At 70.3% G+C, this 15,039-nt stretch carries 15 protein-coding genes; all 15 read left to right on the forward strand.

The genetic code is table 11. The features are described from left to right. The first annotated feature begins 270 nt into the window (after positions 1-270). Positions 271-1,188 carry a homoserine kinase gene (thrB, locus tag ACZ7HT_RS22700; RefSeq protein WP_359513754.1) on the forward strand — a complete coding sequence of 306 codons (918 nt, stop codon included), beginning with the start codon at positions 271-273 and terminating at the stop codon, positions 1,186-1,188. A gap of 446 nt (positions 1,189-1,634) precedes the next feature. After that, positions 1,635-3,689, forward strand: a complete 2,055-nt coding sequence (rho, locus tag ACZ7HT_RS22705; RefSeq protein ID WP_471168665.1) for a transcription termination factor Rho — start codon at positions 1,635-1,637, stop codon at positions 3,687-3,689. Between the two features lie 210 nt (positions 3,690-3,899). Beyond that, a complete protein-coding gene (locus ACZ7HT_RS22710; RefSeq protein ID WP_471168668.1) occupies positions 3,900-4,982 on the forward strand; it encodes an LCP family protein in 1,083 nt (360 codons plus the stop codon). Between the two features lie 135 nt (positions 4,983-5,117). Next, positions 5,118-5,339, forward strand: a complete 222-nt coding sequence (rpmE, locus tag ACZ7HT_RS22715; protein ID WP_015036196.1) for a 50S ribosomal protein L31 — start codon at positions 5,118-5,120, stop codon at positions 5,337-5,339. Positions 5,340-5,437: 98 nt separating this feature from the next. Then, positions 5,438-6,514 (forward strand): peptide chain release factor 1, encoded by a 1,077-nt coding sequence (gene prfA, locus ACZ7HT_RS22720; protein ID WP_471168671.1) that lies wholly within the window; start codon positions 5,438-5,440, stop codon positions 6,512-6,514. 40 nt (positions 6,515-6,554) lie between these two features. After that, the gene (gene prmC / locus ACZ7HT_RS22725; RefSeq protein ID WP_471168673.1) at positions 6,555-7,400 is read left to right on the forward strand and encodes a peptide chain release factor N(5)-glutamine methyltransferase; all 846 of its coding nucleotides are present in this window, start codon (positions 6,555-6,557) and stop codon (positions 7,398-7,400) included. Between the two features lie 40 nt (positions 7,401-7,440). Then, on the forward strand, positions 7,441-8,088 hold the full coding sequence (locus ACZ7HT_RS22730; protein ID WP_471168676.1) for an L-threonylcarbamoyladenylate synthase: 648 nt from the start codon (positions 7,441-7,443) through the stop codon (positions 8,086-8,088). Then, entirely contained in the window at positions 8,085-8,732 is a 648-nt protein-coding gene (locus tag ACZ7HT_RS22735) for an arsenate reductase/protein-tyrosine-phosphatase family protein (RefSeq protein WP_471168679.1), read from the forward strand. The genes ACZ7HT_RS22730 and ACZ7HT_RS22735 overlap by 4 nt, the downstream gene beginning before the upstream one ends. Positions 8,733-8,903: 171 nt before the next feature. Continuing rightward, positions 8,904-10,151: a serine hydroxymethyltransferase gene (locus ACZ7HT_RS22740; RefSeq protein ID WP_471168682.1), complete on the forward strand. Its 1,248-nt coding sequence runs from the start codon at positions 8,904-8,906 to the stop codon at positions 10,149-10,151. A gap of 107 nt (positions 10,152-10,258) precedes the next feature. Further along, on the forward strand, positions 10,259-11,554 hold the full coding sequence (locus tag ACZ7HT_RS22745) for an MraY family glycosyltransferase (RefSeq protein ID WP_471168684.1): 1,296 nt from the start codon (positions 10,259-10,261) through the stop codon (positions 11,552-11,554). A gap of 264 nt (positions 11,555-11,818) precedes the next feature. Continuing rightward, a complete protein-coding gene (locus ACZ7HT_RS22750; RefSeq protein ID WP_116158823.1) occupies positions 11,819-12,232 on the forward strand; it encodes a hypothetical protein in 414 nt (137 codons plus the stop codon). Between the two features lie 225 nt (positions 12,233-12,457). After that, positions 12,458-13,276, forward strand: coding sequence for a F0F1 ATP synthase subunit A (atpB, locus tag ACZ7HT_RS22755; RefSeq protein ID WP_471168687.1), 819 nt, complete (start codon positions 12,458-12,460; stop codon positions 13,274-13,276). 74 nt (positions 13,277-13,350) lie between these two features. After that, positions 13,351-13,575, forward strand: a complete 225-nt coding sequence (locus tag ACZ7HT_RS22760) for an ATP synthase subunit c family protein (RefSeq protein ID WP_116158821.1) — start codon at positions 13,351-13,353, stop codon at positions 13,573-13,575. Positions 13,576-13,630: 55 nt separating this feature from the next. Continuing rightward, positions 13,631-14,167 (forward strand): F0F1 ATP synthase subunit B, encoded by a 537-nt coding sequence (locus ACZ7HT_RS22765; RefSeq protein WP_471168833.1) that lies wholly within the window; start codon positions 13,631-13,633, stop codon positions 14,165-14,167. Continuing rightward, positions 14,164-14,979: a F0F1 ATP synthase subunit delta gene (locus ACZ7HT_RS22770; protein ID WP_471168691.1), complete on the forward strand. Its 816-nt coding sequence runs from the start codon at positions 14,164-14,166 to the stop codon at positions 14,977-14,979. Before ACZ7HT_RS22765 ends, ACZ7HT_RS22770 begins: the two co-directional genes overlap by 4 nt. Positions 14,980-15,039 lie beyond the last annotated feature (60 nt).

Genomic DNA, 15,039 nt, shown 5'->3' on the forward strand with positions numbered 1-15,039 from the left:
CCTGATCGGGTGAAACCCGATCAGGAACCTACATAGGCGCACAGGATGGCTCGCGACACGCATCGTGCGCCTCCTGTGCGCCCTATGTCGCCACAGAACCTTCCTTCGATAGGCTGTACCGAACCCGCCCCGACGCATATGCGTGGTGTCGTTGCCGTTGTCGCCCTCCGCGGCCGAAACGGCCCCCCGGGGCCCGGGTCCCCGAGTACTTCTCTTGCACCACCCGCTGTCCGAAACACCGTTTTCGCAATCAAGGAGAGTCAACGAGCGATGGCCGGTCCAGCGTTCCGCGCCGCCGCCGTACGGGTGCGCGTCCCCGCCACCAGCGCCAACCTCGGCCCGGGCTTCGACGCCTTCGGCCTGTCGCTGGGGCTCTACGACGACGTCGTCGTCCGGGTCGCCGACTCCGGGCTGCACGTCGACATCGCCGGTGAGGGCGCCGAGACGCTCCCGCGCGACGAGCGCCACCTGCTCGTACGCTCCCTGCGCACGGCCTTCGACCTGCTCGGCGGACAGCCGCGCGGCCTCGAGGTCGTCTGCGCCAACCGCATCCCGCACGGCCGCGGCCTCGGCTCCTCCTCCGCCGCCATCTGCGCCGGCATCGTCGCCGCCCGCGCCGTGACCATAGGCGGGGACGCCAGGCTCGACGAGGCCGCCCTCCTGGAGCTGGCCACCGAGATCGAGGGCCACCCCGACAACGTCGCCGCCTGTCTGCTCGGCGGATTCACCCTCGCCTGGACCGAGTCCGGCGCCGCGCGGGCGATCAGGATGGATCCTTCGGATTCCATCGTTCCGGTGGTTTTCGTCCCCGGGAAGCCCGTGCTGACCGAGACCGCCCGCGGACTCCTGCCGCGCACCGTCCCGCACGTGGACGCCGCCGCCAACGCCGGCCGCGCCGCCCTCCTCGTCGAGGCCCTGACCCGCCGCCCCGAGCTGCTGCTCGCGGCCACCGAGGACCGGCTGCACCAGGAGTACCGGGCCCCCGCGATGCCGGAGAGCATCGCCCTCGTGAACCGGCTGCGCGCGGACGGCATCCCCGCGGTCATCTCCGGCGCGGGCCCCACGGTCCTCGCGCTGGCCGAACACGGGACGGCCGACAAGGTCGCCCGCCTCGCGGGAGAGGGCTGGGCCGCCAACCGGCTCGACCTCGACGCGTCCGGAGCGAGCGTCCTGCCGCTGGCGCCCTAGGCATGTGGCGGCCGGGGCGCCGGGCAGCGCCTCGGACGCCCGGGGCGCCTGGCAATGCCCCGGACAGGAGATTGCCGGTGAGGGAGAGGGGGAATGTTTGTTGGAGCCGGTAGTGTTAACCTCAAGTCTGCACCAGACCTCTTTGTGGAGCGGTGCGGAGTGTCCCCATCAGGGACCACCCATTCTTCCGGGAGCCTCCCCAACTGCCTGAGCAGCCTGCCTGAGCAGTTTCGAGCACGCTCCGGAACCGGCACGACACCCCTCGCTCTTCTTTCGAGCCGAGGGCCGAGCAGGGGGCGCTCGGGCCGGACCCACAGCACGTTCTCTCTCCGCCGTACCCGGCGGGACCACCGCCCCGGACACGGTCCACGAACCAGGACCCTGCCGGACAGCACAACCGGTCGCCGAGCCAGATGGCCGACGTCCGCTCCAGGGAAGGACCCTTCGTGAGCGACACCACCGATCTGATGGGCGTGACTGCCGACAACAGTGTCGACAACGCCGCGCCCGCCGCAGGTGCCACCGGCACCGCACGGCGCCGCCGCTCCGGCACCGGCCTCGACGGCATGGTCCTGGCCGAGCTGCAGCAGGTCGCGTCCGGCCTCGGCATCAGGGGCACCGCGCGGATGCGCAAGAGCCAGCTGATCGAGGTCATCAAGGAGGCGCAGGCCGGAGGCTCCGCCGCCCCCGCCAAGGCCGCCGACACCGCCGAGACCAAGCCGAAGCGCCGCGCCACCTCCAAGGCCCGCACGGGCGAGACCGCCGAGGCCGCCGCGCCCAAGGCGGAGAAGGCCGAGAAGGCCGTCGCCCAGCAGCAGATCGACATCCCCGGCCAGCCCTCCAAGGTCTCGGCCGCGCAGGACCAGGCCCCCGCCGACGAGGCCCCGGCCGGCGAGCGCCGTCGTCGCCGTGCCACCGCGCCCGCCGGTTCCCCGGAGGGCGAGGCCAAGGCCGAGGCCGCCCAGGTCGTCAAGACCGAGGCCCGCGCCGAGACCCGCGAGGTCAAGGCCGAGCCGCAGGCCGACGCCAAGGCCGAGGCCGCCGCCGACGGCGCCGAGGGCCGCGGCCGCCGTGACCGCGGGGAGCGCGGCGACCGCCGTGACCGCCGTGACCGTCAGCGCGACCGCAAGGGCGACGAGCAGCAGGGCGGTGGCCAGGGCGGCCAGCGCCAGCGCCAGGGCGGCCAGGGCCAGGGCCAGGGTGCCCAGGGCCAGCAGCAGGGCGGCCAGCAGGCCGGTCCGCAGGACGACTACGACGACGCCGAGGGCGGCCGTCGCGGGCGTCGCGGGCGGTACCGCGACCGTCGTGGCCGTCGTGGCCGTGACGACTTCCAGGCCGGCGAGCCGCAGGTCGCCGACGACGACGTCCTGATCCCCGTCGCGGGCATCCTGGACATCCTCGACAACTACGCGTTCATCCGGACCTCCGGCTACCTGCCCGGCCCGAACGACGTGTACGTCTCCCTCGCCCAGGTCCGCAAGAACGGCCTGCGCAAGGGTGACCACGTCACCGGCGCCGTGCGTCAGCCGAAGGAGGGCGAGCGCCGCGAGAAGTTCAACGCGCTGGTCCGCCTGGACTCCGCGAACGGCATGGCCGCCGACTCCGGCCGCGGCCGCCCGGAGTTCAACAAGCTGACCCCGCTGTACCCGCAGGACCGCCTCCGCCTGGAGACGGACCCCGGTGTGCTCACCACCCGCATCATCGACCTCGTGTCGCCGATCGGTAAGGGCCAGCGCGGTCTGATCGTGGCCCCGCCGAAGACCGGCAAGACCATGATCATGCAGGCGATCGCCAACGCGATCACGCACAACAACCCCGAGTGCCACCTGATGGTCGTCCTGGTCGACGAGCGTCCGGAAGAGGTCACCGACATGCAGCGGTCGGTCAAGGGCGAGGTCATCTCCTCGACCTTCGACCGTCCGGCCGAGGACCACACCACCGTCGCCGAGCTGGCCATCGAGCGCGCCAAGCGCCTCGTGGAGCTGGGTCACGACGTGGTCGTCCTGCTCGACTCGATCACCCGTCTGGGCCGCGCGTACAACCTCGCGGCGCCGGCCTCCGGCCGCATCCTGTCCGGTGGTGTCGACTCGACCGCGCTCTACCCGCCGAAGCGCTTCTTCGGTGCCGCGCGCAACATCGAGGACGGCGGTTCGCTGACCATCCTGGCCACCGCGCTGGTCGACACCGGCTCGCGGATGGACGAGGTGATCTTCGAGGAGTTCAAGGGCACCGGCAACATGGAGCTCAAGCTCGACCGGAAGCTCGCCGACAAGCGCATCTTCCCGGCCGTCGACGTCGACGCCTCGGGCACGCGCAAGGAGGAGATCCTCCTCGGCAGCGACGAGCTCGCCGTCACCTGGAAGCTGCGCCGCGTGCTCCACGCGCTCGACCAGCAGCAGGCGATCGAGCTGCTCCTCGACAAGATGAAGCAGACCAAGTCGAACGGCGAGTTCCTGCTCCAGATCCAGAAGACCACGCCTGGAGCCGCCAACAACGACTGACGCGAGAGCTGCGTCACACGACGAGAGCCGGACCCCGGTCCCGTAACCCCGTCGTGACCTGCGTGAACCACTGCGCCCACCGTGCCCCGCACGGTGGGCGCAGTGCCGTTTCCGGGCAGATCTCACGCAAACCTCACGGCCCTCTATGCAACCCTTTCGGGTGCAGAGCCGTCACTGAAGGTGAATTCATGGGCCGAGGGAGGGAAGACGATGACCGAGCAGAGCAAGAGCGGCCGCGCACGCGGCACGCGCCGCAAGCAGCCCGCCAAGCGGCGCAAGGCGCCCCTTCTCATATCCGGGGCCGCCGCGGTCCTCGTCCTCGGCGGCGCCGCCCTGGGCTACGGCTACCTCAAGCTCGACGGCAACCTCAAGGGCGTCGACATCAACGCGCAGCTCGGCAAGGAGCGCCCCGACAACGTCGACAACGGCTCCCTCGACATCCTCGTCCTCGGCTCCGACTCCCGCTCCGGCGCCAACCACGCGTACGGCAAGGACGAGGGCGGCGCCCGCTCCGACACCGCGATGGTCGTGCACGTCTACGAGGGCCACAAGAAGGCGAGCGTGGTCTCCATACCCCGCGACACCCTCATCACCCGGCCCTCCTGCACCGACGCCAAGGGGACCGCCGTCCCCGGCGAGCGACGGGCCATGTTCAACACCGCGTACGAGGTCGGCGGCCCCGCCTGCGCCGTCAAGACCGTCGAGTCGATGTCCGGCATCCGCATGGACCACTACATCGAGGTCGACTTCACCGGCTTCAAGAAGCTCATCGACGAGCTCGGCGGCGTCGAGATCACCACCACGCAGGCCATCAAGGACTCCAAGAGCCACCTCGACCTCGCCCCGGGCACGCACACCCTGGACGGCGAGCAGTCCCTCGGCCTCGTCCGCACCCGCAAGAGCGTCGGCGACGGCAGCGACCTCGGCCGCATCCAGCTCCAGCAGGCCTTCATGAAGGCCTTCATCGAGCAGGTGAAGGGCGTCGGCGTCCTCACCGACCCGACCAGGCTGTACGGACTCGCCGACGCCGCCACCAAGGCCATCACGCCCGACTCCGAACTCGACTCGGTCCAGAAGCTGATGGGCTTCGCCAAGGGCCTCTCCGGCATCTCCGCGGGCAACGTCCACATGGTCACGCTGCCCGTCGACTACGACCCCCGGGACCCCAACCGCGTCGTCCCCCTCGAAGCCCAGGCCCAGCAGGTCTGGAAGGCCCTCAAGGGTGACCTCCCGATCCCCGCGTCGGCCACGAAGGGCACCGCCACGGGCCAGGCCGGGGGCCTGGTCAGGTAGCGCGGGAATACCTCAGGGCCGACCCCCGTTTTGGGAGATGCGGCCGGTCCCTGGCAGACTGGTACGTCGGTCCCGGTTCACGCTGTCCGCAACCCGCGGCGGCGACCCGGAGCCCTCCCGAAACTAGGAGACACCTTGAAGCGCGAGATCCACCCCGAGTACGTCGAGACCCAGGTCAGCTGCACCTGTGGCGCGTCGTTCACCACCCGTAGCACCCTGACCGAGGGCACCATCCGTGCCGAGGTCTGCTCCGAGTGCCACCCGTTCTACACGGGCAAGCAGAAGATCCTCGACACCGGCGGCCGTGTGGCCCGCTTCGAGGCCCGCTTCGGCAAGGCTGCCGGCTCCGCCAAGTAGCGAGCCACTGCGCCGGTCTTCGGCTGCCCCCGTGCGGGGGTGGCCGGGACCGGCGCTTTGCCGTCCCGTAGCAACCCACGAAAACCCAGGAGCCCCCGATGTTCGAGGCGGTCGAGGATCTGGTCGGCGAGCACGCCGGCCTCGAGACCAAGCTCGCGGACCCTTCGGTCCACGCCGATCAGGCCAACGCGCGCAAGCTCAACAAGCGCTACGCCGAGCTGACCCCGATCGTCGCCACCTACCGCTCCTGGAAGCAGACCGGTGACGACATCGAGACAGCGCGCGAGCTGATGCACGACGACCCCGACTTCGCCGCCGAGGTCAAGGACCTTGAGAAGCAGCGCGAGGAGCTCACCGACAAGCTCCGCCTGCTCCTGGTCCCGCGCGACCCCAGCGACGACAAGGACGTCATCCTGGAGATCAAGGCGGGAGCCGGCGGCGACGAGTCCGCCCTCTTCGCCGGCGACCTCCTCCGGATGTACCTGCGGTACGCCGAGCGCGTCGGCTGGAAGACCGAGATCATCGACGCCACCGAGTCCGAGCTCGGCGGCTACAAGGACGTCCAGGTCGCCGTGAAGACCAAGGGCGGCAACGGCGCCACCGAGCCCGGCCAGGGCGTCTGGGCCCGGCTCAAGTACGAGGGCGGGGTGCACCGCGTCCAGCGCGTGCCCGCCACCGAGTCCGCCGGCCGCATCCACACCTCCGCCGCCGGCGTGCTCGTCACGCCCGAGGCCGAGGAGGTCGACGTCGAGATCCACGCCAACGACCTGCGCATCGACGTCTACCGCTCGTCCGGCCCCGGCGGCCAGTCGGTCAACACCACCGACTCCGCCGTCCGCATCACCCACCTGCCGACCGGCATCGTCGCCTCCTGCCAGAACGAGAAGAGCCAGCTCCAGAACAAGGAGCAGGCCATGCGCATCCTGCGCTCCCGGCTCCTCGCCGCCGCCCAGGAGAAGGCCGAGGCCGAGGCCGCCGACGCGCGCCGCAGCCAGGTCCGCACCGTCGACCGCTCCGAGAAGATCCGTACGTACAACTTCCCGGAGAACCGGATCTCGGACCACCGCGTCGGCTTCAAGGCGTACAACCTCGACCAGGTCCTCGACGGCGACCTGGACCCGATGATCCAGGCCTGCGTCGACGCCGACTCGGCGGCGAAGCTCGCCGCAGCGTAAGGCCCCCCTCAAGCCCCACCCCGCACCACGGAGGACCAGCGTGAACCTGCTGCTTGCCGAGGTGGCCCAGGCCACCCAGCGGCTGGCCGACGCCGGCGTTCCCTCACCGCGTTTCGACGCCGAGGAGCTCGCCGCGTTCGTGCACGGCGTCAAGCGGGGGGAGCTGCACAACGTCAAGGACGCGGACTTCGACGCCCGCTACTGGGAGGCCGTCGCCCGCCGAGAGGCCCGCGAGCCGCTCCAGCACATCACCGGCCGGGCGTTCTTCCGCTACCTGGAGCTCCAGGTGGGGCCCGGCGTCTTCGTGCCCCGCCCGGAGACCGAGTCGGTCGTCGGCTGGGCCATAGACGCCGTACGCGCCATGGACGTCGTCGAACCGCTCATCGTCGACCTGTGCACCGGCTCCGGGGCGATCGCCCTCGCGCTCGCCCAGGAGGTGCCGCGCTCGCGGGTGCACGCCGTGGAGCTGTCCGAGGACGCGCTCGCGTGGACCCGCAAGAACGTCGAGGGCTCCCGCGTCGTGCTCCACGAGGGAAACGCGCTCACCGCGCTCCCCGAGCTGGACGGCCAGGTCGACCTGGTCATCTCCAACCCGCCGTACATCCCGCTCACCGAGTGGGAGTACGTGGCGCCCGAGGCCCGCGACCACGACCCGGAGATGGCCCTCTTCTCCGGCGAGGACGGCCTCGACACCATCCGCGGCATCGAGCGCACCGCCCACCGCCTGCTGCGCCCCGGCGGCCTCGTCGTCATCGAGCACGCCGACACCCAGGGCGGGCAGGTCCCGTGGATCTTCAACGAGGAGGCGGGCTGGGCCGACGCCGCCGACCACCCGGACCTCAACAACCGGCCGCGGTTCGCGACCGCCCGCAAGGCGATGCCATGACCGCCATGACGAACCACGTGTACGAGGAGGACGGGAACTGATGGCACGGCGATACGACTGCAACGAGTCGACCGACCGCACGACCGGTCTGCGCGAGGCCGCGTCCGCCGTCCGCCGGGGCGAGCTGGTCGTGCTTCCCACCGACACCGTGTACGGGATCGGGGCGGACGCCTTCAGCGGCGAGGCCGTCGCGGACCTGCTCGCCGCCAAGGGCCGGGGCCGCAACATGCCCACGCCCGTGCTCATCGGCTCCCCGAACACCCTCCACGGCCTGGTCACCGACTTCTCCGAGCAGGCCTGGGAGCTCGTCGACGCCTTCTGGCCCGGCGCCCTCACCCTCGTCGCCAGGCACCAGCCGTCCCTCCAGTGGGACCTGGGCGACAGCCGGGGGACCGTCGCCATCCGGATGCCGCTGCACCCGGTCGCGATCGAACTGCTCACCGAGGTCGGCCCGATGGCCGTCACCTCGGCCAACCTCACCGGCCACCCGGCGCCGGAGGACTGCGACGCGGCCCAGCAGATGCTCGGCGACTCCGTCTCCGTCTACCTCGACGGCGGCCCGACCCCCGGCATCGTCCCGTCCTCGATCGTCGACGTCACGGGCAAGGTGCCGGTGCTGCTGCGCGAGGGCGCGCTCTCCCCGGAGGAGCTCCGGAAGGTGGTACCCGACCTCGAGGTGGCCAGTTGACCGCCCCTGAGGGGCGTGGCATAGCGGGGTACGAAGACAGCGACACCTTCCGCATCCTCCACGTCAGCACCGGCAACGTCTGCCGCTCGCCGATCACCGAGCGGCTGACCCGCCATGCCCTGAGCGACCGCCTCGGCGACCCCCTCGGCGGCGGCCTGATCGTGGAGAGCGCGGGCACCTGGGGCCACGAGGGCGCCCCCATGGAGACCAACGCGGAACTGGTCCTCGCCGACTTCGGCGCGGACTACAGCGGCTTCGTGGGGCGCGAGCTCCTCGACGAGCACGTCATCCGCGCCGACCTCGTCCTGACGGCCACCCGCGACCACCGCGCACAGGTCATCTCGATGGGCCACTCGGCGGGCCTGCGCACCTTCACCCTGAAGGAGTTCACCCGCCTGGTCCGCGCGATCGACCCGGCCACGCTCCCGGACCCCCGCGACGAGGGCATGGTGGAACGCGCCCGCGCCCTGGTCCGCGCCGCCGCGGCTCTACGCGGGTGGCTCCTGGCCCCGTCGCTCGACGCCGACGAGGTGACGGACCCTTATGGCGCCCCGATCACCTTCTTCCGCTCGATCGGCGACGAGATCAACCAGGCGCTGGACCCGGTGGTCACGGCCCTGACGGGCGTTGCCGCCAAGCGCTGACGGCCCAGGCCACATCCGGCGGTCGGAGGCCGCCGCAGCGCCGCGAAGCCCGGGAGGCCCCTCGGGGCCGAGCGGTGCGAGGGGCGCGTCGGGGATCGGGTCGTTCGGGAGGCGGGGTGGGGGGCGGCTGCCTACATTGGTGCTGACATCCCTCCACGTCCGGAGTCCGCCATGTCCGTCACCGCGCCCCCCGATGAGGAACTCGACGTCCTGCGCCGGCAGGACCCCGAGGTCGCCGATGTGCTGCTCGGCGAGGTGCGGCGGCAGGCCGACAGCCTGCAGTTGATCGCGGCCGAGAACTTCATGTCGCCGGCGGTGCTCGCCGCGCTCGGTTCGCCGCTCGCCAACAAGTACGCGGAGGGCTATCCCGGCGCCCGGCACCACGGCGGCTGCGAGTACGCCGACGCCGCCGAGCGGATCGCCGTCGAGCGGGCCACCGCGCTCTTCGGAGCCGAGCATGCGAACGTGCAGTCCCACTCCGGCTCCTCGGCCGTCCTGGCGGCGTATGCGGCCCTTCTCAGGCCCGGTGACACGGTCCTGGCCATGGGGCTCGACCACGGCGGGCACCTGACGCACGGTTCGCCCGCCAATTTCTCCGGGCGGTGGTTCGACTTCGTGCCGTACGGCGTCGACGCCGAGACCGGGCTCGTCGACTACGAGCAGGTCGCCGCGCTCGCCCGCCACCACCGGCCCAAGGCGATCGTCTGCGGGTCGATCTCCTATCCGCGGCACCTGGACTACGCCGTCTTCCGGGAGATCGCCGACGAGGTGGGGGCGTACCTGATCGCCGACGCCGCGCATCCCATCGGCCTCGTCGCCGGGGGAGCGGCCCCCAGCCCCGTTCCGTACGCCGACGTCGTCTGCGCGACCACGCACAAGGTGCTGCGCGGGCCGCGCGGCGGCATGATCCTGTGCGGCGCGGAGCTCGCGGGCCGGATCGACCGGGCGGTGTTCCCGTTCACGCAGGGCGGCGCCCAGATGCACACGATCGCGGCGAAGGCGGTGGCCTTCGGCGAGGCGTCCACGCCGGCGTTCACCACGTACGCCCATCAGGTGGTCGAACACGCCGAGGTCCTCGCGGCCGCCCTCGCCGCCGAGGGCTTCGCGCTGACCACCGGAGGGACGGACACCCACCTCATCACCGCCGACCCGACACCGCTCGGCGTCGACGGCCGGACCGCCCGCGCCCGGCTCGCCGCCGCCGGCATGGTGCTCGACACCTGCGCGCTGCCCTACGGGGAGAGCCGCGGGATCCGGCTCGGCACGGCCGCCGTCACCACACAGGGGATGGGCTCCCCGGAGATGGCGAGAATTGCGGCGTTGTTCACCGTCGCGTTGCGAGACGACCCCGGGGAGACGGCCCGGGTACGCGCGGAAGTACGGGAGCTGACCTCCCGATTTCCCCCGTATGGGCGCTGACCGGAGGCCGAGCGCAACCGTTCGGGCCACCCCGGTGTCTCCAAGCACATGGACGGCACGGCTAGGGTGTGGGGCTGAGATGGCCAGCTATTCCTGTGGGGCAGCCCGTGCGTGATTACCTGCTGACGCTCTGTGTCACGGCCGCTGTGACCTATCTGCTCACCGGTCCGGTGCGGAAGTTCGCCATCGCGACCGGCGCGATGCCGGAGATCCGCGCCCGCGACGTACACCGAGAACCGACACCGCGGCTCGGTGGCATCGCCATGTTCTTCGGGCTGTGCGCGGGACTCCTCGTCGCCGACCACCTGCAGAACCTGAACAGCGTCTTCGAGCAGTCCAACGAGCCCCGCGCGCTGCTCTCCGGCGCCGCGCTGATCTGGCTGATCGGCGTCCTCGACGACAAGTTCGAGCTGGACGCGCTCATCAAGCTGGGCGCGCAGATGATCTCGGCGGGCGTCATGGTCGCGCAGGGTCTGACGATCCTGTGGCTGCCGATCCCCGGCGTCGGCACGGTCGCGCTGACCCCCTGGCAGGGCACGCTCCTCACGGTCGCCCTGGTGGTCCTCACCATCAACGCCGTGAACTTCGTCGACGGCCTCGACGGCCTCGCCGCCGGCATGGTCTGCATCGCCGCCGCGGCCTTCTTCCTGTACGCGTACCGCCTCTGGTACGGCTACACGATCGAGGCGGCCGCCCCCGCGACGCTCTTCGCCGCGATCCTCATGGGCATGTGCCTGGGCTTCCTCCCGCACAACATGCACCCGGCACGGATCTTCATGGGCGACTCGGGCTCGATGCTGATCGGCCTGATCCTGGCGGCCTCCGCCATCTCGATCACGGGTCAGGTCGACCCGGACGCGCTGAAGATCTTCGAGGGCTCGACCCGTCAGGCCACGCACGCCGCCCTGCCGGTCTTCATCCCGCTGGTGCTGCCGCTGACGATCATCGCGATCCCGATGGCGGACCTGGTGCTCGCGATCGTGCGCCGTACGTGGAAGGGCCAGTCGCCGTTCGCGGCCGACCGCGGCCATCTGCACCACCGGCTCCTGGAGATCGGGCACTCGCACAGCCGCGCGGTGCTGATCATGTACTTCTGGTCGGCGCTCATCGCCTTCGGCACGCTGGCCTACTCGGTCCACTCGACCTCGATGTGGATCGTCCTCGGCGTCGTGGCGCTGAGCGCGATCGGCCTGGTGCTGCTCCTGCTGCCGCGCTTCACGCCGCGTGCGCCGCGCTGGGCCCAGTCGGTCGTGCCGCCCCGCTACCGGCGCCGCAAGCCCTCCGTGGCGCCCGCCGAGGCCGGGGAGGAACGGGAGCCCGTGCCCGCCGGGGTCAACGGGGCGACCGCCATCGGTCACCGTTCGCGCTTCACCGACCGGAGTAAGGCCGGGGCGCGCAGTTGACGAAAGCCCCATTCGGGGCCAATACCAGACAAGGTGACCCCGTGTCGCGCACACACGCGCGGGGTCACTCTCATGTGTGACTGTTTGCACACCTTACGGGTAAAGACCTATTCAAATAGTTTGTGATACGGTTCACGAGACCCGGCGACAGTGCCGAAAGACCGTAGTGCGACGGTCTGTTGGCCCCGAGGCCCATCTCGGACCGGGCATACGCTCGTCCCTGACGACCATCACCACCCCCTCCAAGCAAGCGGAGACACCGCCATGCCTTCCAGCGACGCTCGCCTCCTCCTCTCGGCCGTCGTCCCCACTGCCGCCGTCGGCGTCATCGCCACGGTGATCAGTGGTGTCGTCGCCGGCGGGAAGGGCGCTCTCGGCGCGGGAATCGGCACCTTGGTCGTGCTCATCTTCATGGGGACCGGGCTCTTCGTCCTCCAGCGGACGGCCAAGAGCCTCCCGCAGTTGTTCACGGCGATGGGAATGATGCTGTACGCGGCCCAGCTGCTGCTGCTCTTCGCTCTCCTCGCCCTGTTCAAAAAGACGACGCTGTTCGACTTCAAGGCCTTCGCCTTCTCGCTGATCGCGGCAACCGTGGTGTGGGCCGCTGCACAGGCCCGGGCGCACATGAAGGCCAAGACGTTCTACGTCGACCCCAAGAACACGGGGTCGAAGCAGTGAAAGGTAGGGCCGACGTAAAGGTCCCTCCGGCTTCCTGCTATCGTCCGATGCCAACTGCGGCACTGCGGACGCAGGCATCGGAACCGGCGCCTTTCGCAGCGCGAGGCTCGATGCCCACCAGCCGCCCCCTTATCCGTAAGACCAGTCCAGTGCCGAACCGCGGCTGCGCGCCGCGCCGACACAACGAGGTTGCCGTACCTATGCGCCACGCTGAAGGAGCCCGCGGTGAGTGCTGACCCGACTCAGGTGCTCGCTTTCGAGACCGACTGCCACATCTTCGACGGATGCGGCTTCCCAGGCCCGGGTCTGCACTCGTTCCTGTTCGAGCCGATCTGGGGCGACACCGACGGCTTCTACTTCAACAAGCCGATGCTCCTCGCGCTGCTCGGCTCGATCATCGTCGTCGGCTTCTTCTGGGCGGCCTTCGCCAAGCCCAAGCTCATCCCGGGCAAGCTGCAGATGACCGCCGAGGCCGGCTACGACTTCGTGCGCCGCGGCATCGTGTACGAGACCCTCGGCAAGAAGGAGGGGGAGAAGTACGTCCCCCTGATGGTCTCCATCTTCTTCTTCGTCTGGATGATGAACCTCTGGTCGATCATCCCGGTCGCCCAGTTCCCGGTGACGTCGATCATCGCGTACCCGGCGGCTCTCGCGGGCATCGTCTACATCCTCTGGATGAGCCTGACGTTCAAGCGTCACGGCTTCGTCGGAGGCCTGAAGAACCTGACGGGCTACGACAAGTCGCTCGGCGCGATCCTCCCGCTCGTCATGTTCATCGAGTTCCTCTCGAACGTCATCCTGCGGCCGTTCACCCACGCCGTGCGACTCTTCGCGAACATGTTCGCGGGTCACACGCTGCTGCTGCTCTTCACGATCGCCTCCTGGTACCTGCTGAACGGCATCGGCATCGCCTACGCGGGTGTCTCGTTCGTCATGGTCATCGTGATGACCGGCTTCGAGCTCTTCGTCCAGGCCGTCCAGGCGTACGTCTTCGTCCTCCTGGCCTGCACGTTCGTCCAGGGCGCGCTCGCCGAGCACCACTGAGCGTCCTCTCCCAAGACCCCCAATCGTCCGGTGGCCAACCCCCACCGGTCCGTGAAAGAGAAGGAAGAACTGGCATGTCCCAGACCCTTGCTGCTGTCGACGGTTCCCTCAGCTCGGTCGGTTACGGCCTCGCGGCGATCGGCCCCGGCGTCGGCGTCGGCATCATCTTCGGTAACGGCACCCAGGCCCTGGCCCGTCAGCCCGAAGCCGCCGGTCTGATCCGCGCCAACCAGATCCTCGGCTTCGCCTTCTGTGAGGCGCTCGCCCTCATCGGCATGGTCATGCCGTTCGTCTACTAAAGACGAACTGCGACGACCGCCTCTTTAGACGAAAGGCACTGATGTGAACCTCGCCATGATCCTGGCGCAAGAGGCTGAGAAGGAGAATCCTCTCATCCCGCCGTGGCCTGAGGTGGTCATCGGTCTGATCGCCTTTGTCATCGTCTTCGGTTTCCTCGCCAAGATGCTCCTCCCGAACATCAACAAGGTTCTGGAAGAGCGCCGCGAGGCCATCGAGGGTGGCATCGAGAAGGCCGACGCTGCTCAGGCCGAAGCCCAGAGCGTGCTCGAGCAGTACCGGGCCCAGCTCACCGAGGCCCGCCACGAGGCCGCTCGCCTTCGTCAGGAGGCAACGGAGCAGGGCACCGCGATCATCCAGGAGATGAAGGCGGAGGGCCAGCGCCAGCGCGACGAGATCATCGCCGCCGGCCACGCCCAGCTCGAGGCCGACCGCAAGGCCGCGGCCACCTCGCTGCGTCAGGACGTCGGCAAGCTCGCCACGGACCTGGCCGGCAAGCTGGTCGGGGAGTCCCTTGAGGACGTCGCCCGCCAGAGCCGTGCGATCGACCGTTTCCTCGACGAGCTTGAGGAGAAGGCAGAGGCCGGCCGATGAACGGAGCGAGCCGCGAGGCACTGGCCGCCGGCCGCGAGGCGCTGGACGCGCTGACCGACAGCACGTCGGTCGACGCGGGCGTGCTCGCGGACGAGCTGGCGGCTGTCACCGCGCTGCTCGACCGCGAGGTGTCGCTGCGCCGGGTCCTGACCGACCCCGCTCAGTCGGGTGAGGCCAAGGCCGAGCTCGCGCAGCGACTCCTGCGCGGACAGGTGGGCGGCGCGACCGTCGACCTGGTCTCGGGCATGGTCCGGTCCCGCTGGTCGCGTTCGCGCGACCTGGTCGACGCGACCGAGGAACTGGCGAACACCGCCGACCTCACCGCGGCGCAGAAGGCGGGCGCCCTCGACGACGTCGAGGACGAGCTGTTCCGGTTCGGCCGGATCGTGTCCTCCAGCACCGAGCTCCGCTCGGCGCTGACGGACAAGGCCGCCACGGCCGCCGCGAAGGGCACGCTGCTCGGCAGCCTGCTCGGCGGCAAGGCCCACGCGACCACCGAGCGTCTGGTCGTCCGTCTGGTGACCCAGCCCCGGGGACGTAGCCTGGAAGCGGGACTCGAGTCCCTGTCCAAGCTCGCCGCGGCGCGCCGGGACCGGATGGTCGCCGTCGTCACCTCGGCGGTGCCGCTGTCCGACGGGCAGAAGCAGCGCCTCGGTGCCGTACTGGCGAAGCTGTACGGCCGCGAGATGCACCTGAACCTGGACGTGGACCCCGCGGTCCTCGGCGGGATCACGGTGCGCGTCGGCGACGAGCTCATCGACGGTTCCATCGCGGAGCGCCTCGCCGAGGCGACCCGTCGACTGGCCGGCTGACGACAGCGACCGCAGCAGCACCAAGGCAGCACAGCAACACAGCATCACCAGCGGCCCGGT

The sequence above is a fragment of the Streptomyces sp. NPDC037410 genome (assembly GCF_055602235.1).

Coding starts and splice junctions, on each gene's coding strand:
- thrB (WP_359513754.1), top strand. CDS start 271: ATGGCCGGTCCAGCGTTCCGCGCCGCCGCCGTACGGGTGCGCGTCCCC.
- ACZ7HT_RS22710 (WP_471168668.1), top strand. CDS start 3,900: ATGACCGAGCAGAGCAAGAGCGGCCGCGCACGCGGCACGCGCCGCAAG.
- prfA (WP_471168671.1), top strand. CDS start 5,438: ATGTTCGAGGCGGTCGAGGATCTGGTCGGCGAGCACGCCGGCCTCGAG.
- ACZ7HT_RS22730 (WP_471168676.1), top strand. CDS start 7,441: ATGGCACGGCGATACGACTGCAACGAGTCGACCGACCGCACGACCGGT.
- ACZ7HT_RS22740 (WP_471168682.1), top strand. CDS start 8,904: ATGTCCGTCACCGCGCCCCCCGATGAGGAACTCGACGTCCTGCGCCGG.
- ACZ7HT_RS22750 (WP_116158823.1), top strand. CDS start 11,819: ATGCCTTCCAGCGACGCTCGCCTCCTCCTCTCGGCCGTCGTCCCCACT.
- ACZ7HT_RS22760 (WP_116158821.1), top strand. CDS start 13,351: ATGTCCCAGACCCTTGCTGCTGTCGACGGTTCCCTCAGCTCGGTCGGT.
- ACZ7HT_RS22765 (WP_471168833.1), top strand. CDS start 13,631: ATGATCCTGGCGCAAGAGGCTGAGAAGGAGAATCCTCTCATCCCGCCG.
- ACZ7HT_RS22770 (WP_471168691.1), top strand. CDS start 14,164: ATGAACGGAGCGAGCCGCGAGGCACTGGCCGCCGGCCGCGAGGCGCTG.